General features: G+C 59.7%; 23 protein-coding genes and 1 other RNA gene. 13 read left to right on the forward strand and 11 right to left on the reverse strand.

What is annotated here, in order from left to right; genetic code table 11:
• Window positions 1-83: 83 nt before the first annotated feature.
• The 3 genes from HUS57_RS06770 to HUS57_RS06780 all read right to left on the reverse strand — a co-directional run bounded on the left by HUS57_RS06770 (window position 84) and on the right by HUS57_RS06780 (window position 3617).
• The gene (locus tag HUS57_RS06770; protein WP_173932343.1) at window positions 84-2576 is read right to left on the reverse strand and encodes a UvrD-helicase domain-containing protein; all 2493 of its coding nucleotides are present in this window, start codon (window positions 2574-2576) and stop codon (window positions 84-86) included.
• Window positions 2577-2763: 187 nt separating this feature from the next.
• Window positions 2764-2955: a hypothetical protein gene (locus HUS57_RS06775; protein ID WP_246727787.1), complete on the reverse strand. Its 192-nt coding sequence runs from the start codon at window positions 2953-2955 to the stop codon at window positions 2764-2766.
• A gap of 158 nt (window positions 2956-3113) precedes the next feature.
• The gene (locus HUS57_RS06780; RefSeq protein ID WP_173932097.1) at window positions 3114-3617 is read right to left on the reverse strand and encodes a thioesterase family protein; all 504 of its coding nucleotides are present in this window, start codon (window positions 3615-3617) and stop codon (window positions 3114-3116) included.
• Between the two features lie 116 nt (window positions 3618-3733).
• On the opposite strand from HUS57_RS06780, the gene HUS57_RS06785 reads away from it, so the two are divergent.
• Together HUS57_RS06785 and HUS57_RS06790 are read left to right on the forward strand one after the other, a co-directional pair.
• A complete protein-coding gene (locus HUS57_RS06785) occupies window positions 3734-5149 on the forward strand; it encodes an FAD-linked oxidase C-terminal domain-containing protein (RefSeq protein WP_173932098.1) in 1416 nt (471 codons plus the stop codon).
• A 130-nt stretch (window positions 5150-5279) separates the two neighbouring features.
• Window positions 5280-9044 carry an AsmA-like C-terminal region-containing protein gene (locus HUS57_RS06790; protein ID WP_246727762.1) on the forward strand — a complete coding sequence of 1255 codons (3765 nt, stop codon included), beginning with the start codon at window positions 5280-5282 and terminating at the stop codon, window positions 9042-9044.
• 14 nt (window positions 9045-9058) lie between these two features.
• Here the strand turns inward: HUS57_RS06790 and HUS57_RS06795 are convergent, their stop codons facing one another.
• The 4 genes from HUS57_RS06795 to ssrA form a co-directional block, all read right to left on the reverse strand.
• The gene (locus tag HUS57_RS06795) at window positions 9059-9304 is read right to left on the reverse strand and encodes a ribbon-helix-helix domain-containing protein (protein ID WP_173932099.1); all 246 of its coding nucleotides are present in this window, start codon (window positions 9302-9304) and stop codon (window positions 9059-9061) included.
• A complete protein-coding gene (locus HUS57_RS06800) occupies window positions 9301-9495 on the reverse strand; it encodes a DUF4169 family protein (protein WP_173932100.1) in 195 nt (64 codons plus the stop codon). Before HUS57_RS06800 ends, HUS57_RS06795 begins: the two co-directional genes overlap by 4 nt.
• A 22-nt stretch (window positions 9496-9517) precedes the next feature.
• Complete coding sequence (locus HUS57_RS06805) at window positions 9518-10039, reverse strand: SspB family protein (protein ID WP_173932101.1); 522 nt, start codon at window positions 10037-10039, stop codon at window positions 9518-9520.
• A gap of 274 nt (window positions 10040-10313) precedes the next feature.
• Window positions 10314-10677: a transfer-messenger RNA gene (gene ssrA, locus HUS57_RS06810) on the reverse strand.
• 204 nt (window positions 10678-10881) lie between these two features.
• Here ssrA and HUS57_RS06815 point away from each other — a divergent pair.
• The 6 genes from HUS57_RS06815 to HUS57_RS06840 all read left to right on the forward strand — a co-directional run bounded on the left by HUS57_RS06815 (window position 10882) and on the right by HUS57_RS06840 (window position 16385).
• A complete protein-coding gene (locus HUS57_RS06815; RefSeq protein ID WP_173932102.1) occupies window positions 10882-11676 on the forward strand; it encodes a thymidylate synthase in 795 nt (264 codons plus the stop codon).
• A 31-nt stretch (window positions 11677-11707) separates the two neighbouring features.
• The gene (locus HUS57_RS06820; RefSeq protein ID WP_173932103.1) at window positions 11708-12220 is read left to right on the forward strand and encodes a dihydrofolate reductase; all 513 of its coding nucleotides are present in this window, start codon (window positions 11708-11710) and stop codon (window positions 12218-12220) included.
• Window positions 12221-12297: 77 nt separating this feature from the next.
• Window positions 12298-13428, forward strand: coding sequence for an FtsH protease activity modulator HflK (gene hflK, locus HUS57_RS06825; protein WP_173932104.1), 1131 nt, complete (start codon window positions 12298-12300; stop codon window positions 13426-13428).
• The gene (locus HUS57_RS06830; RefSeq protein ID WP_173932105.1) at window positions 13428-14417 is read left to right on the forward strand and encodes a protease modulator HflC; all 990 of its coding nucleotides are present in this window, start codon (window positions 13428-13430) and stop codon (window positions 14415-14417) included. Before hflK ends, HUS57_RS06830 begins: the two co-directional genes overlap by 1 nt.
• A gap of 44 nt (window positions 14418-14461) precedes the next feature.
• The gene (locus tag HUS57_RS06835; protein WP_173932106.1) at window positions 14462-14647 is read left to right on the forward strand and encodes a DUF2065 family protein; all 186 of its coding nucleotides are present in this window, start codon (window positions 14462-14464) and stop codon (window positions 14645-14647) included.
• A gap of 376 nt (window positions 14648-15023) precedes the next feature.
• Window positions 15024-16385, forward strand: a complete 1362-nt coding sequence (locus HUS57_RS06840) for a DegQ family serine endoprotease (RefSeq protein ID WP_246727788.1) — start codon at window positions 15024-15026, stop codon at window positions 16383-16385.
• A 36-nt stretch (window positions 16386-16421) separates the two neighbouring features.
• Here HUS57_RS06840 and serB read toward each other — a convergent pair whose 3' ends face one another.
• The gene (gene serB / locus HUS57_RS06845) at window positions 16422-17309 is read right to left on the reverse strand and encodes a phosphoserine phosphatase SerB (RefSeq protein WP_173932107.1); all 888 of its coding nucleotides are present in this window, start codon (window positions 17307-17309) and stop codon (window positions 16422-16424) included.
• 25 nt (window positions 17310-17334) lie between these two features.
• Between serB and miaA the strand changes: the two genes are divergently transcribed.
• Window positions 17335-18219 (forward strand): tRNA (adenosine(37)-N6)-dimethylallyltransferase MiaA, encoded by an 885-nt coding sequence (gene miaA / locus HUS57_RS06850; protein ID WP_246727763.1) that lies wholly within the window; start codon window positions 17335-17337, stop codon window positions 18217-18219.
• Window positions 18220-18364: 145 nt separating this feature from the next.
• Here miaA and HUS57_RS06855 read toward each other — a convergent pair whose 3' ends face one another.
• Both HUS57_RS06855 and HUS57_RS06860 read right to left on the reverse strand, forming a co-directional pair.
• Complete coding sequence (locus tag HUS57_RS06855) at window positions 18365-18814, reverse strand: BA14K family protein (RefSeq protein ID WP_173932109.1); 450 nt, start codon at window positions 18812-18814, stop codon at window positions 18365-18367.
• Between the two features lie 195 nt (window positions 18815-19009).
• A complete protein-coding gene (locus HUS57_RS06860; RefSeq protein ID WP_173932110.1) occupies window positions 19010-20800 on the reverse strand; it encodes an ATP-binding protein in 1791 nt (596 codons plus the stop codon).
• 163 nt (window positions 20801-20963) lie between these two features.
• Here HUS57_RS06860 and HUS57_RS06865 point away from each other — a divergent pair, with 163 nt between their 5' ends.
• The 3 genes from HUS57_RS06865 (at window position 20964) to ilvN (ending at window position 24434) form a co-directional block, all read left to right on the forward strand.
• Complete coding sequence (locus HUS57_RS06865) at window positions 20964-21755, forward strand: GGDEF domain-containing protein (RefSeq protein ID WP_173932111.1); 792 nt, start codon at window positions 20964-20966, stop codon at window positions 21753-21755.
• A 251-nt stretch (window positions 21756-22006) separates the two neighbouring features.
• The gene (locus HUS57_RS06870; RefSeq protein ID WP_246727765.1) at window positions 22007-23809 is read left to right on the forward strand and encodes an acetolactate synthase 3 large subunit; all 1803 of its coding nucleotides are present in this window, start codon (window positions 22007-22009) and stop codon (window positions 23807-23809) included.
• Window positions 23810-23861: 52 nt separating this feature from the next.
• Entirely contained in the window at window positions 23862-24434 is a 573-nt protein-coding gene (gene ilvN, locus HUS57_RS06875; protein WP_173932112.1) for an acetolactate synthase small subunit, read from the forward strand.
• 81 nt (window positions 24435-24515) lie between these two features.
• Here ilvN and HUS57_RS06880 read toward each other — a convergent pair whose 3' ends face one another.
• Complete coding sequence (locus tag HUS57_RS06880) at window positions 24516-25130, reverse strand: DUF1638 domain-containing protein (protein ID WP_173932113.1); 615 nt, start codon at window positions 25128-25130, stop codon at window positions 24516-24518.
• 43 nt (window positions 25131-25173) lie between these two features.
• On the opposite strand from HUS57_RS06880, the gene HUS57_RS06885 reads away from it, so the two are divergent.
• Window positions 25174-25335, forward strand: a complete 162-nt coding sequence (locus HUS57_RS06885) for an entericidin (protein WP_173932114.1) — start codon at window positions 25174-25176, stop codon at window positions 25333-25335.
• Window positions 25336-25378: the final 43 nt, after the last annotated feature.

Raw genomic sequence — 25378 nt, forward strand, 5'->3', positions numbered from 1 at the left:
CAAGCTTCTCGTGCGTCTGCGTATAATCCAGCCGTTCTCCCGCAGCCCCCGTTGGTTTTCGGCCAGATGTGGCACCAAATGATCTAAACCCGCTCGACAAATCCGTCCAAGACACGCTTCTGGCCGGCCTTGTCGAAATCGATGGTTAGCTTGTTGCCGTCTATAGCGGCAACGTTTCCGTTGCCGAATTTGATGTGAAAAACGCGATCGCCGACCTTGAAAGGCGAGGGTCCATCCGCCACTGACTTAGCAACGAGCTCGCCCTCGATGACGCGTCCCTTTACGGAACCGCGTCCTGCGCCATAAGCCGAATCCGGCTCACCATAGCCGATACGCTCCACCTGGTGGCCTGAGCGGGAGCCCCAATTGCGTGCAGTCGCATCGGTTCGGTTCTTTTGGGCCCGCTGCCATCCCGGCGTTGCATAGGTGCTGGAGAAGACGCTGCTGGCGTTATTGAATCGTGAAGCGCCATATGGATTGGGACGCCCGGGCTGACGCGCTCCATAGCCTCCATAGGAGCCGTCGGCCTCCATCACCTCCACATGCGCTTCTGGAAGCTCGTCCAGAAAGCGGGAGGGGATGGTGGACTGCCAAAGACCATGAATACGGCGGTTGGAGGTGAACCAGATATGCAGGTTCTTCTTTGCCCGTGTAAGCCCGACATAGGCAAGCCGGCGCTCCTCCTCCAGACCCGCGCGCCCGCCCTCGTCGAGCGAGCGCTGGTGGGGGAATAAACCTTCTTCCCATCCCGGCAGGAAGACCGTATCGAACTCCAGCCCCTTGGCCGAATGAAGGGTCATAAGGTTGACCGCGTCCGTATCCTCGTCGCGCTCGGCGTCCATCACCAGGGCCACATGCTCCAAAAAAGCCCTCAGGCTCTCGAATTCCTCTATCGAGCGGATAAGCTCCTTAAGGTTTTCGAGCCGGCCGGGCGCCTCGGCCGAGCGGTCGTTCTTCCACATGTCGGCATAGCCCGATTCCTCAAGGATGATCTCAGCCAGCTCTGCATGCGGCGTGCGCTCCAGCATGTTCTGCCAGCGCTCGAAGCTTTCCACCAGGTTGCGCAATGCCGCGCGTTGCTTCGGGCGCAACTCCTCGGTGCCGACCAGGTCGCGGGCTGCCTGCAACAGCGGCACCGCCCGCATTCGCGCGACGTCGTGAAGCTGGCGTACGGCTGCCTCGCCGAGGCCGCGCTTGGGCACATTGACAATGCGCTCGAAAGCCAGGTCGTCCGCACCCTGCGCCACGACACGGAAATAGGCAAGTGCATCGCGGATTTCCTGCCGCTCATAGAAGCGGGGTCCGCCGATGACGCGATAGTTCAAACCTAGCGTCACGAAGCGGTCCTCGAATTCGCGCATCTGGAAGGAGGCGCGCACGAGGATGGCCATATCGTTCAGCGCGTGCCCCTTGGCGGCCAGCGCCTCGACCTCCTCGCCGACACCACGAGCCTCTTCTTCCGAATCCCAGGCGGCATGGACCTTGACCTTAGGATCGTCTGGGTCGGCCTGCTCCGTAAACAGCGACTTTCCAAGCCGGCCCTCATTGTGGGCGATGAGATGTGAGGCCGCCCCCAGTATATGGGCTGTAGAGCGATAATTGCGCTCCAGCCGGATAACCTTCGCGCCGGGAAAATCCTTCTCGAAGCGGAGGATATTGTCCACCTCCGCGCCACGCCAGCCGTAAATCGACTGGTCGTCGTCGCCCACGCAGCAGATATTGACCAGGCGTGTCTGCCCGCTATCGGAAGGCTGCTGTGCCAGCAGCCTCAGCCAGATATACTGCGCAGTATTTGTATCCTGGTACTCGTCCACCAGTATATAGCGGAACCGGCGGTGATACTCGGCAAGCACGTCGGGATGTTCCCGCAAAATGCGGATCGGGTGGAGGAGAAGATCGCCGAAGTCGACCGCGTTCAGGGTTTTCAGCCGTGCCTGATAGGTGAGGTAAAGCTCGCGTCCCTTGCCATTGGCAAAGGCGCGCGCATCCCCTTCGGGAATTTCGGCAGGACCCAGCCCCTTGTTCTTCCAGCCGTCCATCATCATCGCGAACTGGCGCGCGGGCCAGCGCTTGTCATCGATGCCTTCAGCCTGGAGGAGCTGTTTTATGAGGCGCACTTGATCGTCGGTATCCAACACCGTGAAGGAAGAAGTAAGACCGGCAAGCTCGGCATGCCGGCGCAAAAGCTTCACGCCGATGGAATGGAACGTGCCGAGCCATGGCATGCCTTCCACCGCCTCGCCCACCAGGACTCCGATGCGCGCCTTCATCTCCCGCGCGGCCTTGTTGGTGAATGTGACAGCAAGAATCTGCGAGGGATAGGCCCGTCCCGTGGCAAGGATATGGGCGATGCGGGTGGTCAGCACCCGAGTTTTGCCGGTGCCGGCACCGGCAAGCACCAGAACAGGCCCTTCCGTCGTCTCAACGGCAAGTCTCTGTTCCGGGTTGAGACCTTCCAGATAGCGTGGCGGCTGCGCATGGCGTGCAGCCATTGCGCGCGCGGCTATCCCACCCTCGCGCGGGATGGGCGCTTCATCGTCGCCGAAGAACGGCAGATCGTCCGGGGAACCAGGCATTACATCCGCATATGGTGATTCGGGGCTCATGCCCCAAGTGTTTTCCTTTTGTACCGGTTTGTACCGGTCGGGCCAAGGTGGATGTGGGAATCGCTATTGCCAAGTTCCAGCCGCATGCGGGAAAAGCACTGCATGGGGAATGCGTGATCCGCCTCGTCCAGCGAAGATGGTGTGTCTTGGGCGGGCCCTAAAGGTGTTGCCGGGCCTCCTGCGCCCGCCGCAGGATTGCACGCGCAAAGACAAGATCGATGGGGATCGGCCGTTGCCGATGGTTAATTTCATAAAGCGCGTTATCAAGTGATTTTAAAGCACGCCAGACGTCATAGTCGCTGATCTTCGGGTCCCGGGCCAGCCTTTCGGACATCTGCTTCACATCCACCTTCAAGAAACAACCTCCTGCATCAGGTGAGTAGGCATGGGCGAATCATCGTCGCCTCACAGGAGTTTGATCCACGAGGCCGCCGGGACAAGGAACAGCCGGAAGGATAGCTGTGCAAAGGCCGTTAGGGTTAAGGAACGGTTAAGGGCTGCAAGGCCCTATTGGTGCTGTTGCGCGGAGTTCTTGCGCCGGATGGCGATCGAGCGCCCGGCGCGTGCTGGCCAGGGCAGGGCAGCATGGGCAGCCCGCAATGCTTCGACACGCGCCAGCACCTCCGGCGGGAAGGGTGCAACCTTCGGACCTGTCATGTCGATATGCAGCGTCATGCATTCGCAGGTGGCAGCCAGCCATCCGTCAACATGGCGCAATTCCTGATATGAGTGCAGGCGCTTCTCGTCATGATCGAGAAGCTGGAAACTTGCCTGCACGCGGTCATTCAGATGCAACTCTCGCACATAGACGACATGGATTTCCGCCGTGTAGGTCGTCAGCCGTCGCTGGCGGGCATAGTCCGGTCCCATTCCCAGCGCTTCGGAAACCTCGTCACCGGCACGGTCGAACAGCACGTTGTAATAGGCCATGTTGAGATGGCCGTTATAGTCGATCCACTCCTTCTCGATTTCGAGTACCCGGGAAAAATGCGGTGCGGCTGCCAAATTCATCTCGTCAGTCCCATGCGGCCGCTCCTACTGGACAAAGCGGCCATTTGTCCGACATTGGGATAGACAGAAAGCCTTTTGCACTTCAAGGCTGGAAGAGGATCGCGGAAGGGAAGCGCATGGTGGGGCCGAAAGCGGCAGGACAGGATGGAAGCGGGCTTGCGCTGGTGCTGGAGCGGCTTTCCACGCGCTTTGCCGATAGGCTGCAGACCGGCAAGACGCTTCGCGAGCAGCACGGCCACACCACCACTTACATACCCAATCAGCCGCCTGACGGCGTGTTCTTTCCCGAAACGCTCGAAGAGGTGCAGGAGGCGGTGCGCCTGTGTGCGGCTTTCGGCGTGCCTGTCATCCCCTATGGGGTGGGATCGTCGCTCGAAGGGCATGTGAACGCGCCTTCAGGCGGCATCTGCTTCGACATGTCGCGCATGAAACGCGTGATCGCCGTCAACCAGGAAGATCTGGATTGCAAGGTAGAGGCCGGGATTACACGCGAGGAACTCAATCGCTATCTGCGTGATACCGGCCTCTTTTTCCCGATCGATCCCGGAGCGGATGCCAGCCTCGGCGGCATGGCGGCAACGCGCGCATCCGGGACCAATGCCGTACGCTATGGCACTATGCGGGAGAACGTCCTTTCCGTTACCGCCGTGCTGTCGGACGGCAGTGCCGTGACCACGGCACGGCGCGCGCGCAAATCCTCGGCAGGTTATGATCTTACGCGGCTGTTCGTTGGCTCCGAAGGGACGCTCGGCGTGATCACTTCGCTGACGCTGCGGCTCTACGGCATTCCACCGGCCATTTCCGGAGGCGTTTGCCCGTTTCCGGATGTCGAAGCTGCGTGCAACGCCGTCATTACCACCATCCAGATGGGAATACCCGTTGCCAGGATGGAGCTGGTTAATGCGCTAGGCATGCGCGCCATCAAGCTGCATTCCGGGCTTGATTATCCCGAGAGCCCTTTTCTTTTCGTCGAATTTCACGGGACCGAAGCGGGCGTTGCCGAACAGGCAGAGATGTTCGGCGAGATTGCTGCTGAGTTTTCCGGCGGCCCGTTCACCTGGGCGACGGCGGCGGAAGAACGGCGGAAGCTGTGGAAGGCAAGGCATGATTTCTTCTGGGCAGGATTTGCCTTAAGGCCCGGGTCGAAGGGCCTTGCGACCGATGTTTGCGTGCCTATTTCACGCCTTGCAGAATGTATCGTGGAGACCGAAAGGGACATTGCCCACACAGGCCTCATCGCGCCCATCGTTGGGCATGTAGGCGACGGCAACTTTCACGTCACCGTGCTGATGGACATGGATGACCCGGAGGAGGTCGCCCGGGCGGAGGCTTTCGTTTCGCGGCTTAACCAGCGTGCTCTTTCAATGGATGGCACCTGCACGGGAGAGCACGGCATCGGCCAGGGCAAGAGGCGGTATTTGGTGGAAGAACACGGGCAAACCGGTATCGGAGTTATGCGTGCCGTCAAGCAGGCGCTCGATCCCGCGGGAATCATGAATCCGGGCAAGATTTTCGCTGGCGAGGGCGCGTAGCCACCTCTTCAAATTTCGCCAACGCACTGGTTTGTTCTGGCCGGACGCACAGGCAAGAAAGGAGTAAAACCTGGCGCGGATATTCGTCATCATCGGTGGACTTCTGGCTCTGGTGCTAACAGCAGCACTGGTGGCGCCTTATTTCATCGACTGGACTTCATACCGTGCCGCATTCGAGCGTGAGGCGGGCCGTATCCTCGGGCGCGAGGTTCGCGTCGAAGGGAGCGCGACTGCGCGGCTTCTGCCCTTTCCCTCCGTCACCTTCACCGATGTGATCGTCACCGGCACCCGCGGTGAGACCGCCATGACGGTAGACGAATTCTCCATGGATGCGGAACTGGCGCCGTTCCTTTCCGGTGAGCTTCTCATCTTCGACATGCGTCTGGTGCGGCCCAGCATGAAGATCGAAATCGGCGAGGATGGCGACATCGACTGGGCCGTCAGGCCCTTTGCGCCTTTCGATCCGCGCCAGGTGACGCTGGAAAAGGTGACTGTCGCGGACGGCACGATTGCAGTTTATCAGCGGGCAAGCGGGCGGACCGTCGTCTTAAGCCATATCGACAGCGAAATATCAGCGCGCACCCTGGCAGGACCATGGCGGGTCTCCGGCTCGCTCGAACTGGATGGTATACCCGTTTTGCTGACGGCGTCCTCAGGCACAGCCGGTCCGGACGGGTCGATGCGGGTGCGTGTTTCCGCTCTGCCGCGTGACTTTCCCTTCATGCTGGAGACGGACGGGCAGGCACGTTTCGAAGAAGAGGCAGGGCTCTACTCCGGCACCTTCCGCCTGCGCATGACCGCGCCCGCCGAGGAAGGAGGGGAGCGCCGGATCGCCGAAGCGGGAAACCGGATTTCCGGGCTTTTCGCGCTCGACCATGAGCGCCTTTCCATCGAGGAATTCCGGTTCGAGACAGGTCCCGCCGATGATCCCTATATTGCAGAGGGGCGCGCGGCGATTGAACTGGGAAGCGAGCCTTCATTCTCCATCACCGCTGACGGGGCGCAAATCAGGCTCGGTGGCGCGGAGGCCGAGAAAGGCATGGCGGCGCTTTCCGCGGATGAGCGTTTCGCCGCTCTCACGGGCTTCCTTGCTAATCTTCCAAGACCCTCAATTCCGGGAACGATTGCCGTAAACCTACCGGCAATTGTAGCGGGCGATACCACCATTCGTGACATCTCCGTAAGAGCCCAGCCCGATTCGGGCGGCTGGCGTGTCGGGTCCATGGCAGCAACTCTTCCCGGCCGCACCCGCTTTGAGGGCGATGGCCTGCTTGAGACCGGCGAATCGCTTGCATTCACCGGCTCAATGACGCTCGCCATAAGACAGCCCTCGGGCTTTGCAGCCTGGCTGGCAAGGGACGTGGATGAAGCGATCCGCAGGCTCCCTGCGGCCGGGTTCAGTGCTGAGGTGTCGCTGACAAGTGATCGTCAGCGCTTCGACAATCTGGAGCTCATCCTGGGCGATGGGCACTTCAGGGGCGCCATCGAGCGGTTGAGCCCGGGCGATGCGCGACCGTCGCTGATGCTCAACCTTACCGGAGACTGGCTGGACGTGGATGGAATGCGCGCCCTAGCTGCACTCTTTATAGACGGTCAGGGCAGTAACCGGCTTGTGGGCCATGATGTGGACCTCGAAATGGTCGCTGGTCCAGTCGCCGCCACAGGGCTTTCGGCGGAACGGTTGGACATGGCTCTACGTCTTCGCGAGGGTCGGCTGGAAATCGACCGGCTCACGCTTGCCGGTGTGGCCGAGGCCAATATCAGCGCTACCGGCTATGTGGAAGGGCTTGGCGCACGGCCTGAAGGGCAGATCGATGCCGCGATCGTCGCCGTCGATCTGTCGCCGCTGATAACCATGCTGTCAGACCGCTTTCCGGAAAATCTACCGCTGTCGCTGCTTGACAGCCATGCTTCATCCTTTGCGGGGCTTCTTGGCGATGCCGAGGTAGAGGTTGTTGCAAGTGCCTTCAACGATGGCGATACGGCGGGCGGGTTTTCGGTGAGCGCCAGGGGCTCTGCCGGTGGCACCGCTTTCAGCTTCTCCGGCTCCAGCGAGAGGGGGGGGACCAGTCTTGCCGAAGAGGATTTTACTGCAAATTTTTCAGCACAGAACGAGGATGCGGCGGCTCTCTATGCACTGTTCGGCCTGCCGGCCTTGCCGCTCGGCATCGCAGGTCCCGCTGATATCGAGGTAACTGCGGCAGGCAATCTTGCAGAGGGTGTAGAGACCTCGTTCCGCCTCACCGGGGAAGGACTTTCTGCCGGCTTCCAGGGGAAGGTTGAGGACAATGGCGACGGGCTCGCGATGAGCGGCGGCATACGCCTTGAAAGTCAGGATCTTGAACCCTGGTTGATGGTCGCGGGCGTTTCGCTGCCGGGTTTTGGCTATGGCCTTCCTGTTGCGTTCTCCGCAGATATCGAGCATCGCGAAGGGCTGACGGTAGTAAGCGACCTTACCGGACAAACCGCAGGAAGTTCCGTAAGGGGCGATGTGAAAGTCGTGATGAGGAACGGTCTGCCGCACTTGACAGGGGCTGTGGAACTGGGTGGATTTGATCTCGGCCTTGTAGCGGAAATGGTCGCAGGTAGCGAAGCGTTTCAGAACGGCGACGGCACCTGGCCTCACACGCCGTTCCGGCAAAATGGGCAAACTCCATTAACGGCGGACATCGAAATGGCGTCTGACACGCTGTGGCTGGGTAGCGAAGCGGAGATGACGGACGCACGACTACGCTTGCGGCTGGAGCCGGATGGTGTTTCGGTAACGGATCTTTCCGCGCAGTTTCTGGGCGGGCGTGCTGAGGGCCTCGCCGATTTCAACAATGATGCGGGCACGGGATTGTTCTCGGCGCAGCTCTCCCTCTCCGGCGCTCCGGTCGAAAAGGTTCTGCCGGCTGTCGGACTTGAAGGAATGGCTGACATTTCCGCGAGCGTCACGGCAAGCGGCAAGTCGGTGAGCGCGATGGTGGCCGCATTGTCTGGCTCCGGCTCGGCAAGCGTGAAAGGGCTTGAAATCTCCGGCATCAACCGGAACGCCCTTATGCCCATCATGGAGCAGGCCGATCGACTCGGCGTGGAAATCGATGCGGAAAAAGTCCAGGATTTTGCGCCTGCCTTGCTGCGTTCCGGACGCTTTTCCGGGGGCGATGTAACCTTCGCATTCACCATTGCCAATGGGGTGGTACGCACACCGCCACTCCAGATCGAAGGTCAGGCTGCCCGGATGAGCGTCGAAGCGACCGCCGATCTCAACGAGCCCACTCTTTCAGCCGCAGGCAGCATCACCTATGATGCAGGAAGCCAGGCTTTGGCCGGATCGGAGCCAACCGTGCGCTTCAGCGCGAAGGGCAAAGCTGGCGACGCCGAAGCCGTATTTGACCTCGATGTCAATCCGCTGGCGCAGTTCCTGACCCAACGCGCGCTGGAACGCGAGCAGGCGCGGGTTGAGTACATGCAGGCTGTTCTTCTGGAACGGCAGCGTCTGCGCCGGGAGGTGCGCTATTTTGAGGCACTCGCGGCTTCCCGGACGCAGACCGAGGCTGCCCAGCGGGCAGAGGAGGCGGAGCGCATCCGTCTTGAGGCAGAGAAAGAGCGTCAGCGCAGGGCGGAGGAGGAAGCGCGGCGGCGGGAGGAGGAAGAGGTTCTAAGGCGCGCGGAGGAAGGTGGCCGCCAGCTTTCGCAAGAAGAGGGTACCGGGAGCGGTGCGGCAGAGAAAACCGAGCCTCAGGTAGAGAGTGATTTCGATTCAACCATCGAAAGGGCGCCGCTTGCGCCTCCGCAAGGGGCAGAAGGCGCTGTCCGGCAAGAGGGGCTTTCCGGGCGCGAGCCGGACTTTGATATTGAGGATCTTAGCGTGGATCAGTTATTGCGGCTCCTTGGCAGGCCAAGCCAATAAACCGCTAATCGTCCTTATGTGTGGGGCGGTTCGGATCCTTGCGGGTCGTCTCGGCCCTTAAGATCTTCCAGAACGTAAAGCCGCAACGCTGAGGATAGGTTGGTCTGCCGTGACCGGGCCGCGTCAATTTCTGCGATGAGAGCAGCGACCGGCATGCTGCGTGCCTGCGCGATACGTTCAATCTCCGTATAGAATGCATCTTCGAGCGAAAAGCTGGTGCGGTGCCCCCGGATCGTGACGGATCGTTTGCGCGGGCTCATTCCTCGTCTGCGCCGCTACCGGTGATGCGGTGGTCTTCAATGGCCCGGAGCAACTTTTCCTTACCCAGATGCTCAGCCAGCCGCTGGGCTCGGCTACGCCCGTAACGGAGCCTGTTCTCCTCGGCGAGGCGCTCTTTTTCCGCCCGTGCCATATCTTTGCGCCACCTGCGCAGGTTGACGATCTCGCTCATTCCTGTTTCTGGTGGCCCATTGTTATTTCTTGCGGAAAGCATCGAGAGAGACGACCTGTGCGCCGCCCTGGGGCTTCTCCGGCTGTTCCTTCTCACGGTCTTCTCCGGCATTTTCGCCGGCTGCAGCATCGTCCCCTGCTGGCAGGTTCTCGCCGTTATCCGCAGCAGAAACCTGCTCCTCTTGAGGCGGCTTGACCTCGAATTCCACTTCGAAATTCGCCGAAGGGTCATAGAAGCCGCGAATGGCCGAATAGGGTACTTCCAGCTTTTCCGGCACATCCGAGAACGACAGCACCACCTCGAAGCCCTTGTCGGTCACTTTCAGATCCCAGAACTGGTACTGGATGACGATCGTCATCTGCTCGGGATAACGCTCTTTCAGGCGGCTGGAGATGCGCACCCCCGGGGCTCCCGTGAGGAAGGTGATGAAGAAGTGATGATTGCCCGGAAGGCCAGCCTGCGCCACTTCCTGCAGCACCTTTCGCACGACGCCGCGCAAGGCCTCTTGGACCAGGATGTCGTAGCGGATGCGGTCTTCTGTCATGGGAATTCGGCATTCCTAAAACTGCGAGGATCTTGCGCCTAGCTCTAATCAAGCTTGGTGCGGTCGTAAACTGCCGAAAGGGACTCTTTTGCAAAGAAGCGCAGGAAATTAAGAAGGTATAGTGGTCTGCTGATGCAGAAACGATGGTGCGTGACCCGCCGCGCATCGAGTGCATTACGCGGTGTCCGCTGTAGATCGCTGATACTATGCATCATTGTTTCCGGCAAGGATCGTGATGCTGGAGTGCCTGACGTTAGACGATAATGGAGGAATGAGTGGAGGCTTCTGTTGCCAGGTGCCTCCGAACCCCGCTCAAGCCTGCGACGGCTTGAGGCTTGATTTGAAGCTGTCGCGCCGCTTACGCAGCGAGACGTGCCTCCGCATAGTTGTCATTGGCAACTATAAGTTCGGTCCGATAACGGTGGTACCATGCCGAGCGAAAGTCCGATCTTTACACCATCGTCGATCCTGTTTCGCCCCCATCAGAAGCCGCCCTCACGGGTCCGGCAGTTTCTGGTGGAGGCGCCGGGCACTGCCCCCGGGTCCGATTGGCTTATTTCATCGGCCGTTTATCGCCATAGTCAGCACTAAGGCTGACGTCTTCAAATATAGGCTCGCGTGTGTCCGAATGAAAGAGGGCTGGAGCTTCCTGCGCACGCTTTTTTTCATTGACCTGGCGGGAGGCTTCGGCAAGGGGGCGCCATTGCGACAAGCACCCTTTACCTTGCCTGACTAGCCCGGCATTCTGCGGAAAACCTGTGGCAAGGCGCTTTCAGGGCTTTCCCTAGACAGAAGCTTCGCCTTACACCTCCGTTATCCCTGTTACGGATTAGGCCGGCATCATGCGTCAGTATCTCGATCTTCTGTCATACGTGCTTGAGAACGGCGTTGACCGCGCCGACCGCACGGGCATTGGAACGCGTGGGGTTTTCGGCTACCAGATGCGCTTCGACCTTGAGGCGGGCTTTCCAGTCCTCACCACCAAGAAGCTGCATCTGAAGTCGATCATTCATGAACTTCTGTGGTTCCTGAAGGGCGACACGAATGTGCGTTACCTGCAGGAGCACGGCGTTACCATTTGGGACGAGTGGGCGGATGCCAATGGTGATCTTGGCCCCGTATATGGCGCGCAGTGGCGCTCATGGCCGGCGCCGGACGGCAGGTATATCGACCAGATCGCGAATCTTGTGAAAGAGTTGCGTGAAAATCCTTACTCGCGGCGTCATGTTGTAACTGCCTGGAATCCGGCGCTGGTGGATGAAATGGCGCTGCCTCCGTGCCACTGCCTTTTTCAGTTTCACGTGGCGGAGGGACGGCTTTCCTGCCAGCTCTACCAACGTTCAGCCGACATATTCCTCGGCGTGCCCTTCAATATCGCCTCCTATGCGCTGCTGACGATGATGCTGGCGCAGGTAACGGGATTAAGGCCGGGAGACTTCGTTCACACGCTCGGTGACGCGCATCTTTACAGCAACCATTTTGAGCAGGCTCGCGAGCAGCTCGGGCGAAACCCGAAGCCTCTGCCTGTCATGTGGATCAATCGCGAAGTCGACAACCTCTTCGCCTTCCGTTACGAGGACTTCCGCTTGGAAGGTTATGTGGCCGATCCCACCATCCGAGCCCCCATCGCCGTGTGAGGGGCGGCCCAAGAACTTGGGAATTTTGACTATGGAACTCGTCCTTGTCGTCGCGGTGGCGGAAAATGGGGTGATCGGCCGTGCCGGTGAACTGCCTTGGCGGCTATCCACGGATTTGAAGCGCTTCAAGGCCATTACCATGAGCAAGCCGGTGATCATGGGCCGAAAGACGTGGGAGAGCATAGGCAAACCGCTTCCGGAGCGGTATAACGTGGTCATCTCGCGCGATCCGGGCTATCGCGCCGAAGGCGCTGATGTTGCGGCTTCGCTGGAAGAGGCGCTTGAACTGGCGCAAAACCGGTTGGGCGAGGCATCGGAAATCTGCATTATCGGCGGCGGCGAAATCTTCCACGAGGTCATGCCCCGCGCGGATCGTCTTCATGTCACACACGTGGAGGCGGAGATTGAAGGGGACGCCTTCTTCCCGACAATCGACCTGGCGATCTGGCATCCCGTGTATGAGGAGGTGGTCCCGGCAGGCGAAAAGGACCTATATCCTACACGCTATGTCATTTACGAGCGGCAGAAGACCGCTTCGCGTTGAAAGCGCGGTTTTACGCACCTATAACAAGCGACAGATCAACGTGCCTGCTGGCGGCGGGTGAGCAAGAAGGAACAATAATGCCCTGGAATAATCAAGGCGGCGGCGGCCCATGGGGCGGCGGAAATACAGGTGGGCCATGGGATCAGGGACCACGCGGGCCATCCGGCCCGCCGGGAACGCCGCCTGATCTGGAAGAAATCATCCGCCGCGGTCAGGACAGGCTTCGCCGGGCCTTCCCTGGAGGCAGCGGACCAAGCCCTGCCATGATCGGATTGATCCTGATCGCACTTGCCGGCCTCTGGCTCTTCAAGGCCATCTATACGGTGCAGCCCGACGAGCTTGCTGTGGAGTTACGCTTCGGTAAGCCCAAGCCCGAACTGTCCGAGCCGGGTCTGCACTTCCACTGGTGGCCCATTGAGACGGTCGAGACTGCCTCCATCGCAGAAAGGCTGGTGGATATTGGTGAGATACGAGGCGGCAGTTCCTCGGGGCTTATGCTGTCGGGCGACCAGAACATCGTCGACGTCAAGTTCTCCGTTGCCTATCAGGTTTCCGATCCGGGCGCCTATCTCTTCAATGTGGAGGATCCGGACGGCATGGTGCGTCAGGTAGCCGAGAGCGCGATGCGCGAGGTAGTCGGGCGCAGGCCGGCACAAGACATCTTCCGTGATGACCGGCAAGGGATTGCCGAGGACGTGCGCGAGATCATCCAGTCGACGCTGGATGGATATGGCTCCGGCCTTCAGGTCAACGCTCTATCGATTGAGGATGCAGCGCCTCCGCGCGAGGTGGCCGATGCCTTCGATGAAGTGCAGCGCGCCGAACAGGACGAAGACCGGTTCGTGGAAGAGTCCAACCAGTACGCCAACCAGCGGCTCGGTCAGGCCCGCGGGGAGGCGGCACAGATCCGCGAGGCAGCAGCAGCCTACAAGAACCGTGTGGTTCAGGAGGCCGCTGGTGAAGCCCAGCGCTTCATTTCTGTCTACGAAGAGTACGCCAAGGCTCCTGACGTCACGCGTAAGCGTCTGTACCTGGAAACGATGGAGGAAGTGCTGCGCGGCTCGAACAAGGTCATTGTCGAACAGGGTAGCGGACAGGGTGTCATTCCCTACCTTCCGTTGCCGGAACTGCGCCGCTCGCAGCCTTCCGGAACGCAGAACACCGGCGCCGCCGCTAATAACGGCCAGACGCAGGGGGGAAATAACTGATGTCGAACCGTCTTCCCATCATTGTTGCATTTATTGCGGTCGTTCTTTTCCTGGCCTATTCGTCGATTTTTGTCGTTAACGAGCGAGAGCAGGCTATCGTATTGCGCTTCGGTGAGATCGTTCGCGTTGAGCGGGAGCCCGGAATCTACTTCAAACTTCCCTTCTCCTTTGTCGAAGCCGACAATGTTCAGATCATCGAGGACCGTATTTTGCGCTTTGATCTGGATGACATTCGCGTCCAGGTTTCCGGCGGCAAGTTCTACGAGGTCGATGCTTTCGTGGCCTATTCGATCGAGGACCCCCGGCGTTTCCGGCAAGCTGTCTCCGGCCGCATAGAGCTTGCCCAGCAGCGCTTGAGAACTCGTCTTGATGCTGCTTTGCGGCGTGTTTACGGTCTACGCGGCTTTGAGGCGGCTCTTTCGGAAGAGCGGGCCTCCATGATGCGCGAAGTTGCCGAGCAGCTTCGCCCTGACGCTGCTTCACTGGGCATCAGGATCGAGGATGTGCGTATCCGCCGCACCGATCTCACCAACGAGGTCTCGCAGCAGACCTATGACCGGATGACTGCCGAGCGTCTTGCGGAGGCAGAGCGCCTGCGCGCGCGTGGCCGTGAGGCCGCTGCCCGCATCCGCGCCCGCGCCGACCGTGAAGTCGTCGAGATTCTGGCTGCTGCCCAGCGTGAGGCCGAGATTCTTCGTGGTGAAGGCGAGGCTGAGCGCAACGCGATCTTCGCGGATGCGTTCCAGCGGGACGAGGAGTTTTTCGAATTCTATCGTTCGATGGCCGCCTATCGCGAGGCGCTTGATCCATCCGGCACCACAATGCTGCTGAGCCCGGATTCGGAGTTCTTCCGCTTCTTTGGAATGGCGGAGGGACGCGATGGCAGAGCGCCCGCCAATGGCGGCGCTTCCGGTCCCCTTACAGGCTCGGTCACCCCGTCTGCGCCCAGCACAGCCAGCGATGCTGCGGCGGCCGACACAGTTCGTTAGCGTATTGCGTTGCTAGCGCTTGTTTGTAGGTTCGGTGTGCGCCCGTGAGCGATTTTCTCGCGGCTTTGGGGCTTGTCCTCGTGTTCGAGGGGCTGCTTTATGGCGGCCTCCCGAGCCTTGCCAAAAGACTGGCGGCAGACATCGTCGAGATGCCGGAAGGTATGATGCGCGGCATCGGGTTGGCGGTAATGATAGCCGGAGTTTTTATCGTCTGGCTTGTGCGCGGCTGAACGGCCGTGCTTGCACTGCGGCAAGTACCGGCGGGCTGGCGTATTTCAAGGCGGGTAAATTACGCGCTGTCCGCCCATGTGACGCCTGGAGGAAGGCTCGAAATGTTCTATATATCGAGCCCCAAACACGCCGTAATCGCGCTGGATGATCACGTCCGAATGCCCATACCGGGAGATAACCTCAATGTCGCTTCGGAACTTCCTTCTACGTGCCAACCGTCTGTTCCTTATTGCCGCGGTTGCTGGTGGAGGGCTGGCTGCGGTGGCCCCCGGCATGGCGCAGACGGTTGCACCTGATGGGGGCGAGGCGCAGACAAGCCCAGCTCCCGAATCAGGCACTGCAACGCATCGTTTTGGTCCAGCCTCGGTTTCCGATATGGCTGAGCAGTTGCTCGATGCCGTGGTCAATATTTCCACTTCGCAGAATACAGGACCATCCGGCTCAAACCGAGTGCCCATGCCGCAATTGCCCGAAGGCTCTCCTTTCGAAGAGTATTTCGGCGAATTTTTCGGAGATACGGACCGCCAACCGCGCGTTCCCGGGCCAGGCTCCTCACTCGGCTCCGGCTTCGTGATTGACGGTGAGGAAGGCATCATCATCACCAACAATCACGTCATTACTGGTGCAGATGAAATCATCGTCAATTTCTCCGATGGTGCCACGCGAAAGGCCGAACTCGTTGGTGTCGACAGCAAGACGGACCTGGCGGTGTTGAAGGTCGATCCTGGAAACAGGCAATTGACCGAGGTCGCCTTCGGCGATTCAGATGCAATGCGCATTGGCGACTGGGTGATGGCTATCGGCAATCCCTTCGGCTTCGGCGGTTCCGTGACGATCGGGATTGTTTCCGCCCGCAACCGGCAGATCGGCTCGGGTCCTTATGACGACTACATCCAGACGGACGCAGCCATCAATCGCGGCAATTCTGGTGGCCCGCTCTTCAACATGGATGGAAAGGTGATCGGCATCAACACCGCCATCATTTCGCCTACCGGAGGCTCTATCGGTATCGGCTTCGCCATCCCGTCGAAGCTGGCGATGAGCGTTGTCAGTCAGCTTCGGGAATTTGGCGAGACGCGGCGCGGCTGGCTCGGCGTGCGCATCCAGCCTGTTACCGATGAGATCGCCGAAAGTCTGGGACTCCAATCCACCAGGGGCGTGCTCGTCAGCGGCATCGAGGAGGGCGGGCCCGCGGACAATGGCGTTCTGCAGGCAGGAGACATCATCGTCAGCTTCAATGGAACCGCTATCGACGATGTGCGCCAGCTAAGCCGCACCGTAGCCGAAAGCCAGGTGGGGGCTGAGGTCAGTCTGGAAATCTTGCGCAGGGGCGAGAGCAAAGCGGTATCTATCACGCTCGGCCGCCTGGAAGAAGGCGAAAGTGTCACCGTGACTGGCGGTGCCGAAGAAACCCTGGATGATGAAGCTGGCGTTTCGGAAGCACAACTTCTCGGCATGACCATCAGCACCCTGGACGACGAAGGGCGTGCGCAGTTCGAACTCCCCGAGGATGTATCCGGGGTGTTGATAACGCAGGTGGACGAGAATTCCGCGGCCGCCGCGCAGGGAGTCGAGCCCGGCGATGTCATCGTCGAGATTGCGCTGGAGTCCGTGGCCACACCGAAAGACGTTCTTGATCGGATCCAGTCCTTGCAGGAGCAGGGACGCAAGAACGCTCTTCTGATGCTGGCATCGAAAACTGGTGAGCTGCGCTTCGTCACCTTGCGGATGAACTGATTGCACCTCAACCGTCGCTAAGCGCGGAAGGCGGCGCTACTGGATAAATTCCTCCCGGCGATAGCCCTGGATATAGAGCAAGGCCGTAAGGTCGCCGTGATTGATCCTGATGCGGGCCTGCTCGGCAACGGCAGGCTTTGCATGAAGCGCGACGCCGGACCCGGCAAGCTGAAGCATGGCAAGATCATTTGCCCCGTCACCCACCGCCATCGCCTGCGAGGGATCGAGTCTCAGCCGGGCGGCAATTTCGATGAGTGCGTCGGCCTTGGCCTGTCGCCCAAGGATCGGCTCGGCTACCTGGCCCAGAAGCTTTCCGTCCTCCTCAATCAGGCGATTCGCCCGATGCTCGTGGAATCCGAGCATGGCTGCTATGCGACCGGTGAAGATGTCGAAACCTCCCGAGACAAGCGCGGTGTGGGCGCCGGCAGCATTCATGGTGGCAACGAGCGCTCGCCCGCCCGAGGCAAGCGTGATGCGCGTCTCGATCACCCTTTCGATTACGCCAATCTCCAAGCCCTTGAGCAAGGCTACGCGCTCGCGCAGAGCAGGCTCGAAGGCAATCTCGCCATTCATGGCGCGCGCCGTAATGGCGGAGACGTGCTCCTTGAGACCAACTTCGTCGGCCAGTTCATCGATGCATTCCTGATCGATCATGGTGGAATCCATATCGGCAATCAGCATCTTCTTGCGCCGTCCTTCGGCCGGCTGCACTACAACGTCGACCGGGAGTCCGGATAAGGCCTGGCGCAGCGTCCGCTCTGCATCATCGCCAACAAGACCTTCCGGCAGGTACAGATCGCAGGCTATCCCCTGCGCAAGCCAGTCGATGCGGCTTGCGCCTGTCGCCCCGCTCGCCATATTCGCAGCGGAGTGGGAAAGGGCTGCCGCCCGTGGATCGGAGATGAGCGTTGCGACGAGAACCATCGATTTATCCGTTGAGGTCGGCAGAATGCCGCTTTTGAAAGATGTGACCCTGATAGCCGGGCCAACCGCCAGCGGCAAGTCGGCGCTTGCCCTGAAGCTTGCGCGGGAAGAGGGGGCGCTGATCATCAACGCTGACTCGATGCAGGTCTACGCGGTGCTCCACATCCTCACCGCGCGACCGTCGCCGGAAGAGTTGGCAGCCGCGTCTCACCGGCTCTACGGGCATGTGCATCCTGGACGACCCTACTCAACCGGAAAGTGGATCAGAGATGTCGAAGGGCTGATCAAGAAGGAAAACCTTCAGAAACGTCCTGTCATCTTTGCCGGCGGCACAGGGCTCTATTTTCGCGCCCTGACCGAGGGACTGTCAGCCATGCCTGATATTCCGGATGAAGTTCGAATGCGCTGGCGCGCGCAGTTGGTGCGGGAAGGAGCCTCGGCCCTGCACGAACTTCTGAAAGAAAAGGACCCGGTCTCCGCCCAGCGCATCCTTCCTTCGGACGGACAGAGAATCGTGCGGGCGCTAGAAGTTCTGGAAGCCTCAGGTCAGCCGATCGGCCATTGGCAGTCCCAGCCCGCCCGGCCGGTGGTCGACAGCTTGGCAGCGCGGAAGATCGTTCTGGAGCCGGACAGGGCAGAACTCGCACGCCGCATAGATCTGCGTTTCGATAGAATGCTCGCGGAAGGCGCGCTTGATGAGGTGAAGGCACTCCTTGCGTTGCAGTTGCCGCCTTCCATGCCGGCCATGAAGGCGATCGGGGTGCCGGAGCTCTCGGCCGTGCTTGCGGGAAAGATCAGCCTGGATGAAGCCAGGAATCGTGCAAAGGCAGCCACCCGCCAATATGCCAAGCGGCAGGCAACCTGGTTCCGGCACCAGCTTAGCGCGAGGTGGCAGCGCCTTTCAGCCTGACGCGAGCAGCGTCCGGTTCCAGAAACGGGCGCCGCCGAAAGGGCTTCACTGCCCTCCCGGCGGTACATGTTGCTTCGGAAAGCTTCAGTGGGCGATTGAACATTTAAGCGATTAGCTTTGGATCATCGCCCATTCGGCGCGGCCCTTATCGATAGGGTGAAATGCAGTAGCGTCGTGGCCCGTTATAGGGCTGGAACGTATCAGTTCGCACATCATAGGAACGATAGCGACTCAGGCACCATTGAACGTGCGCGTCCGCGCGGTGAACGGGAGCAGCCTTCGACTGGCTGGACAGCACGCCTCCGATGATGGCGCCGGCTGCAAGGCCGCCAAGCAATGCCGCTGCGCTGTTGTCCCGCCTGTAGACACGATAACGAGGAGCGTGATGACGATGCGGCCGGTAATGCCGGTGGCGTGGATATGCACGATGTGGTCTGTAATGCCGCCGCTCGCGATACTGTACATCAATAGCGTGCGTGGCGTTATCGGCAGCGATTGACGGCGCTCGGTGAATAGGCGCGGCTGCGGCAGGTGCGGGGGCTATAACGGGAAACGCCATAGCCGCCGCGCATAACATGGCGATGTGCTTTCTCATCAAATGATCTCCTATAAGCCCCTTCAACTGGGAGTATAGGCGCAACGATGACAAGACCAAGGCAAGCTTGGTACCCATTTGGCAGCCAGAACGGTCTACGGCGTTAACCGGCGGCATCATGCCCGTTGTGGCGACGAGCAAATATCTTGGGCGCAGAAAGCGTTTCTAGTAACCGGTTACGTCTGCTGCGCTACGTTAACCCGAGCTGTAGAACGAGGGGCTTTCTGCGCCCAGCCCGTCGTTCCCGTCATACACGGAGCCAAGCATGGAGGCATCCTTAGGTGGTGTCGCTCCAAGAAGGGTGCGGTTTCGCTTGCCCGTGTCGCGCATCCTTGCAACGATCGTCGCCAGGTCGAAATCGTCGATGGACAATCCTGCGGTATGTTCTTCGGCACTGCCGCCGCCATCCTTTGCGCCTGGCAGTAGATCGTCCGGCAGTGTCTCGAATTTCATGCGCATTGTCGTTGCCACTCCGTCGCCAAAGGCGATTGCCTCCCGCTGGCTCATGGCAGAAAGGCCGGTCAGGGTGGAGGCTGCGGAATCTGCAATCGCCGAGCGGATGATTGCCTGGTCGTCCTCGTTGGCAAGGCGCATCGCGAAGACGGTGGAGCATTGCGACAGCACGGTCGGGTCAAGCTCGACCGGTCGTTGGGTCACGACTCCTAGATAGCAACCGTATTTGCGACCTTCCTTGGCGATCCGCGAAAGAGCATGGCGTGTTGGCCCGAAGCCGAGTTGCGGATCGGCGGGCATGTAGCGGTGCGCTTCCTCGCATAAAAGCAGGAGCTTCAGTTTTCCTTCGCTCCACATTGTCAGGTCGAATGCAAGGCGGGCGAGGACGGAGCATACCGAATTCACCACCTCAGAGGGCAGGCCCGCCATTTCGAAGCAGGTTACCGGCCGCCCTTTGCTGGGCACGCGGAAAATTTGCCCAATGGTCTCGTGGATCGAATCCTCGATCAGGCGGGATGAGAACATGAAGCGATACCGCGGATCGTTGATGGCTGCGTCGATCCGCGCGCGAAGCTGCCGGTAGTGCGGCCGGTCATTTTTGGCTTCGAGCTGGCCAATGCGCTCGTCGATCTCCCTTATCACTTCAGCCATGCGGTAGGGCACCGGCGTGTCAGCCGTAAGGCTTCCATGGTTGCTGCTCCGCCTTAATCCACCTCCGCCGCTGGAACTGGCATAGGCGTACTTCGCATGAGCGATGAGATCACGCAGAAGTTCCACTTCCTCGGTGACCGGGTCTCGACCGCGATAAAGAACCTCCACCAGCTCCTCCAGGCGAAAGAGCCAAAATGGCAGATCGAGCGTGCTGGTATCAATGCGTACCGAATATTCGGGCAGCGCAGCGGCGAATTCATTATGAGGGTCAAGGATAAGGACCCGCAGGTCCGGTCGGGAGGCAAGGGTCTTGCGAAGGAGTAGCGATACTGCAGTAGACTTGCCGACGCCCGTCGTGCCAACGAACGCGAAGTGGCGGTTCAGCGTCTCGTCGATTGCCAATGTGGCCTCGATTGTATTGTCCTGTGAAAGATGTCCGATCAGGATGGAGCGCTTGCCGCTGAGATCGTAGATCGCTCGCAAATCGTTTGCGCGGATGTGATGTGCGACCGCGCCAATATGCGGATATTCGCTGATGCCGCGGTCGAAAACCGGCTGGCCGTCAACGTCCCGCACTTCTCCGACCAGTTCAACGCTAACCATGATCGGGTTTGCGCTCTCTGCATCCCAGCGGCGCTGCGGACATTCCACGGCATAGATCAGACCAACGGTGCGTGCCTCGCCCAGATTGATGGAGATGATCTTGCCCACCGTCCAGGAGCCTGCGCGGGAGATCGCCTCGCTTTGAACGGTGGTGGCGATAATTGCTCGTGAACCGTCGCACTGGACGACGTGCCCCAGGACTCGCTCGTGGGGCTGGTCTGCCGCTCGGCGTTCCTGCGATGTTCTTTCACCCGCATAGACATTCCGGCCCACATACATTCGAATACTCCCTCGCCAGCAGCAAAGGGATAATGGCAGGGGGTTAAGGCCGCATAAGGAGGAATGGTTGAAAATGGTTGAACACCATTAATATGCCGGCAACCAAGTTAAGGCACAACTAAGCCTCAATTCAGACATGATTTATTCATAATCGAGATCGTACATGGCACTGGAACGGGTGGCGCTTTTGGACGGCAAACTCAGCAACTGGATTCGCCGCTTCCTGAAATTGCCGCTCTTCGTGCAGTGCACGGTTATCGTCGCCATCGCCGTGCTTGCTACCGCCAGCCTCACGCTGGCGTTTTACTACGTCTTTTTCAGGGATCGCCTGGCGCTGGATCTCGTTCTGTCGATGGTGATTGCGGTGCTCGTTGGCTATCCGCTTTCTCGCGTGTTTCTGAAGCAGACGGCACAGCTTATCAAGATGACGGACGAGCTGGAGCGTATATCCCGGATCGATGACCTCACGCAGCTTCTTAATCGCAGGAGCTTTTTTGCCGCGACGCACAGCGAGATTGCAGGGGCGCAAGGAGAGGAGAGCGCCGGCGCGCTGCTGTTCATCGACGTTGATTACTTCAAGGCCTTGAACGATACGATGGGCCACTCCGCGGGAGATGCGGTGCTCGAGCGTTTTGGTACAGCCCTTTCCGCCTGTTTGCAGGAGGGCCAAATTGCCGGCCGTCTGGGCGGCGAGGAATTCGCCGTTTTCCTCCCATATATGGGCAAGGAAGAAGCCGGTCAGCTTTGCAAGAAGATAAGGGAGGAGATCTCGCTCATCCCGAAGGAACTGGGGTTGGAAGATTGGCGCCTTACCGTAAGCATCGGCGTGGCGGTACAAAGGACAGGGCAGAATCTGGAAGAGCTGCTGCGTTCCGCCGATCTCAGCCTATACAAGGCCAAGTTCCAAGGTCGAGACCGGACGGTCTATTTTCAGGATGCTGATCTAGCCGCCTAGATGGTGCTTGGTGCCTTTGGAGCCGATAGTCTTTTTACGCATTGTGCGTTGACAGGCACAATTCCGCACCCTATTCTTATGCGCTATGAATAAGGTTATCATTCTCGTAGTAGGATTGCACATGGGCAAGGCGGCGTAGCCGCCGGGCGAAAGCGGCTCATGTGCGAAAACAAGGCTCCTTCGGGGGCCTTTTTTATTGGCCTAAAGAGATTTATGGCGAACGACAACGGATCGAAGACTGGGTCAGAGTAATGGAAGCACAAGCGGCGGCGCGACAGGGGCTGGAAATGAGCAGGCAAGAGATGACGGGCGCTGAAATGGTAGTTCAGGCGCTCAGGGACAATGGCGTCAAGCATATATTCGGCTATCCTGGCGGAGCGGTCCTGCCGATCTATGACGAGCTTTTCCAGCAGGAAGAAATCGAACACATCCTCGTTCGCCACGAGCAGGGGGCAGGCCACGCCGCGGAGGGCTATGCACGCTCAACCGGTAAGCCGGGTGTGATGCTCGTCACTTCTGGTCCTGGTGCCACCAACGCGGTCACGCCGCTTCAGGACGCCTTGATGGATTCGATCCCGCTCGTGTGCATCTCCGGTCAGGTTCCGACGACGCTTATCGGCTCCGATGGTTTTCAGGAATGCGACACTGTCGGCATCACTCGGCCGTGCACCAAGCACAACTGGCTTGTGCGCAATGTCGATGAGCTTGCCGCCGTCTTGCACGAGGCTTTCCATGTTGCAACGACAGGACGGCCCGGGCCTGTTGTTGTCGATATTCCCAAGGATGTTCAGTTCGCACGCGGCATTTACACACCGCCGCAGACGGCGCCACGCACAAGCTACAATCCGCGTGTTGAGGGCGATCAGGAGAAGATCAGGGCAGCCATTCAACTCATGGCCAGCGCCAAGCGGCCAATCATCTACTCCGGCGGCGGGGTAGTGAATGCCGGACCGGAGGCAAGCCAGCTCCTGCGCGAACTGGTCGAGCTAACGGGCTTCCCGATCACCTCCACACTGATGGGGCTCGGCGCCTATCCGGCATCGGGAGCAAATTGGCTCGGGATGCTTGGCATGCATGGCACCTACGAAGCGAACATGGCCATGCACGGCTGTGACGTCATGCTTTGCATCGGTGCGCGTTTTGATGACCGCATCACCGGCCGCGTGGATGCTTTCTCTCCCGGGTCTCGCAAGATCCACGTCGACATAGATGCGTCCTCCATTAACAAGAACGTCCACGTCGACATCCCCATCATAGGGGACGCTGGGCGGGTGCTTGAGGACATGGTGCGGCTCTGGCGAGCGAATGTGAAAGCCGACAAGGCCGCCCTCAAGCCTTGGTGGGATGAAATCGCAAAATGGCGCGCGCGCGACTCACTGGCGTTCAAGCCGAATGACGATGTCATCATGCCGCAATACGCAATCCAGCGGCTTTACGAACTGACGAAGGATCGCAACACCTATATTACCACCGAGGTAGGGCAGCACCAGATGTGGGCCGCGCAGCATTTCGGCTTCGAGCAGCCCAACCGCTGGATGACTTCCGGCGGACTCGGCACTATGGGTTACGGCTTGCCGGCGGCGCTCGGCGTCCAGATCGCTCATCCGGATGCACTCGTCATCGATATTGCGGGAGACGCTTCGGTGCTGATGACCATCCAGGAGATGAGCTCGGCCGTTCAGCATCGCGCGCCGATCAAGATCTTCATCCTCAACAACCAGTATATGGGCATGGTGCGCCAGTGGCAGCAACTCCTCCATGGCAACCGGCTTTCGCACTCCTACACCGAGGCGCTGCCGGATTTCGTGAAGCTGGCGGAAGCGTTTGGCTGCCACGGCATACGCTGCGAAAAACCGGGCGAGCTAGACCAAGCCATCCATGAGATGATCGAGGTCGACAAGCCGGTGATTTTCGATTGCCGCGTGGCCAATCTTGCCAATTGCTTCCCCATGATTCCCTCCGGCAAGGCGCACAATGAAATGCTCCTGCCTGACGAGGCGACGGACGAGGCAGTTGCCAACGCCATTGGTGAAGAAGGAAGGGCGCTGGTGTGAGCGCCACCTTTTTCCTGATGGTTTGTCTATAAATTGCGAATCGAGAAACAGCATGAATGCTCAATTTCAGCCTACTGGCTCCGCCTATTTCATCACCAGCGAGACGGAAAAGGACGAAAGGCGTACGCTTGCGGTCCTCGTCGATAACGAGCCGGGCGTACTGGCGCGCGTTATCGGTCTTTTTTCCGGCCGCGGGTACAATATAGACAGCTTGACGGTCTCGGAAACCGAGCATGAACGGCATTTGTCGCGAATAACCATCGTCACCCGCGGCACACCACACGTGCTGGAGCAGATCAAACACCAGCTCGAGCGCATCGTGCCGGTCCACCGTGTGGTGGATCTTACCGTAGTTTCGCGGGATCGCGGGCAAGAGCGGCCGCTTGAGCGCGAGCTTGCCATGGTGAAAGTCAGCGGCACAGGCAATCACCGCGTCGAGGCGCTAAGGCTCGCAGATGCTTTTCACGCGCGGGTTATCGATGCCAATACGGAGCACTTCATCTTCGAGATCACTGGCCGTGTCTCCAAGATCGAGCAGTTCATCGCAATCATGAAGCCGCTCGGCCTTGTCGAGGTCTGCCGGACGGGCGTTGCGGCCATGAATCGCGGTCCGGAAGGGATGTAGTTCTTCCATATCCGGTTGTTCAGGCAATCGGACTTCCGCTAAGCTTGCGTTCTTCCGCTTCTTCTTCTTCGGCGCTACGGATCAGCGGGCGGCTGTCTTGAGTGCCTGCGCAAGATCGCCATATCCGGTAAAGCGACGTTCATAGGCAAGATCCAGAAGGCGGGCAGCATTCTGCGCCACCCTTTCGAGCGCAGGATCTTCCGTCTGGGCAAGATAGACAAGCTTTTCGTAATTGCCGAAGAAATCATTGATGAGTTCCGGGTGCCGGTCGAGGCCCAGTGGCTTCATGAAGAAGGCATCGAAGTGCCGGCAAAGGAAATCCGTCATGTAGAAGGCGGTCATGTCCGCTTCCTCATGAACGGCGAAAACCTCCAGTCCCTGATAGAAGGCGAAGCAGTGAGGGCCCGCAACGCGCTCCACTCCGTGACGTTCGCAAACCTGGTCGAGCGCGCCGCCAGTGCCGCAATCGGCATAGCCGACGAAGATATTTCGGTAGCCTTCAGCCTTCGCCCTCTCGATTGCTGCATCGAGGGCAGGGGGAATACGGTCAGGATAATAGTGGTAGTCGGCAGGCAGACAGGTCAGCTCCAGATGCTGCAACCCAAGCTGCTCGCGCAGCGCGAGCACTTCGCGGGCGATCATCCCGCAAGCAATGACCAGAACCTTTTCCGCAATTGGGCGTTCGGAAATAGTCATTTTTGTTTTCCTGCGCTGCGGCGCATATTTATGGAGGCCATAAATGTCTACCGGCTTTTTCGTTCGCATTCTGGCGCTCATTGCCGTCATAGGTCTTGCAGCAGGCTGCGCTAACACCATTCGCGGTGTCGGCCAGGATACCGCCAACGTTGTGGATGCCACCCAGAGCGCAGGCGAAAACGTAGCGGATGCCGCGCAATACTAATCGAGGAACGCTTCCGGTTGCGCGCCGATAAAGTAGCGCAGCC

Source organism: Chelativorans sp. Marseille-P2723 (assembly GCF_902809845.1).
GTDB lineage: Bacteria > Pseudomonadota > Alphaproteobacteria > Rhizobiales > Rhizobiaceae > Chelativorans.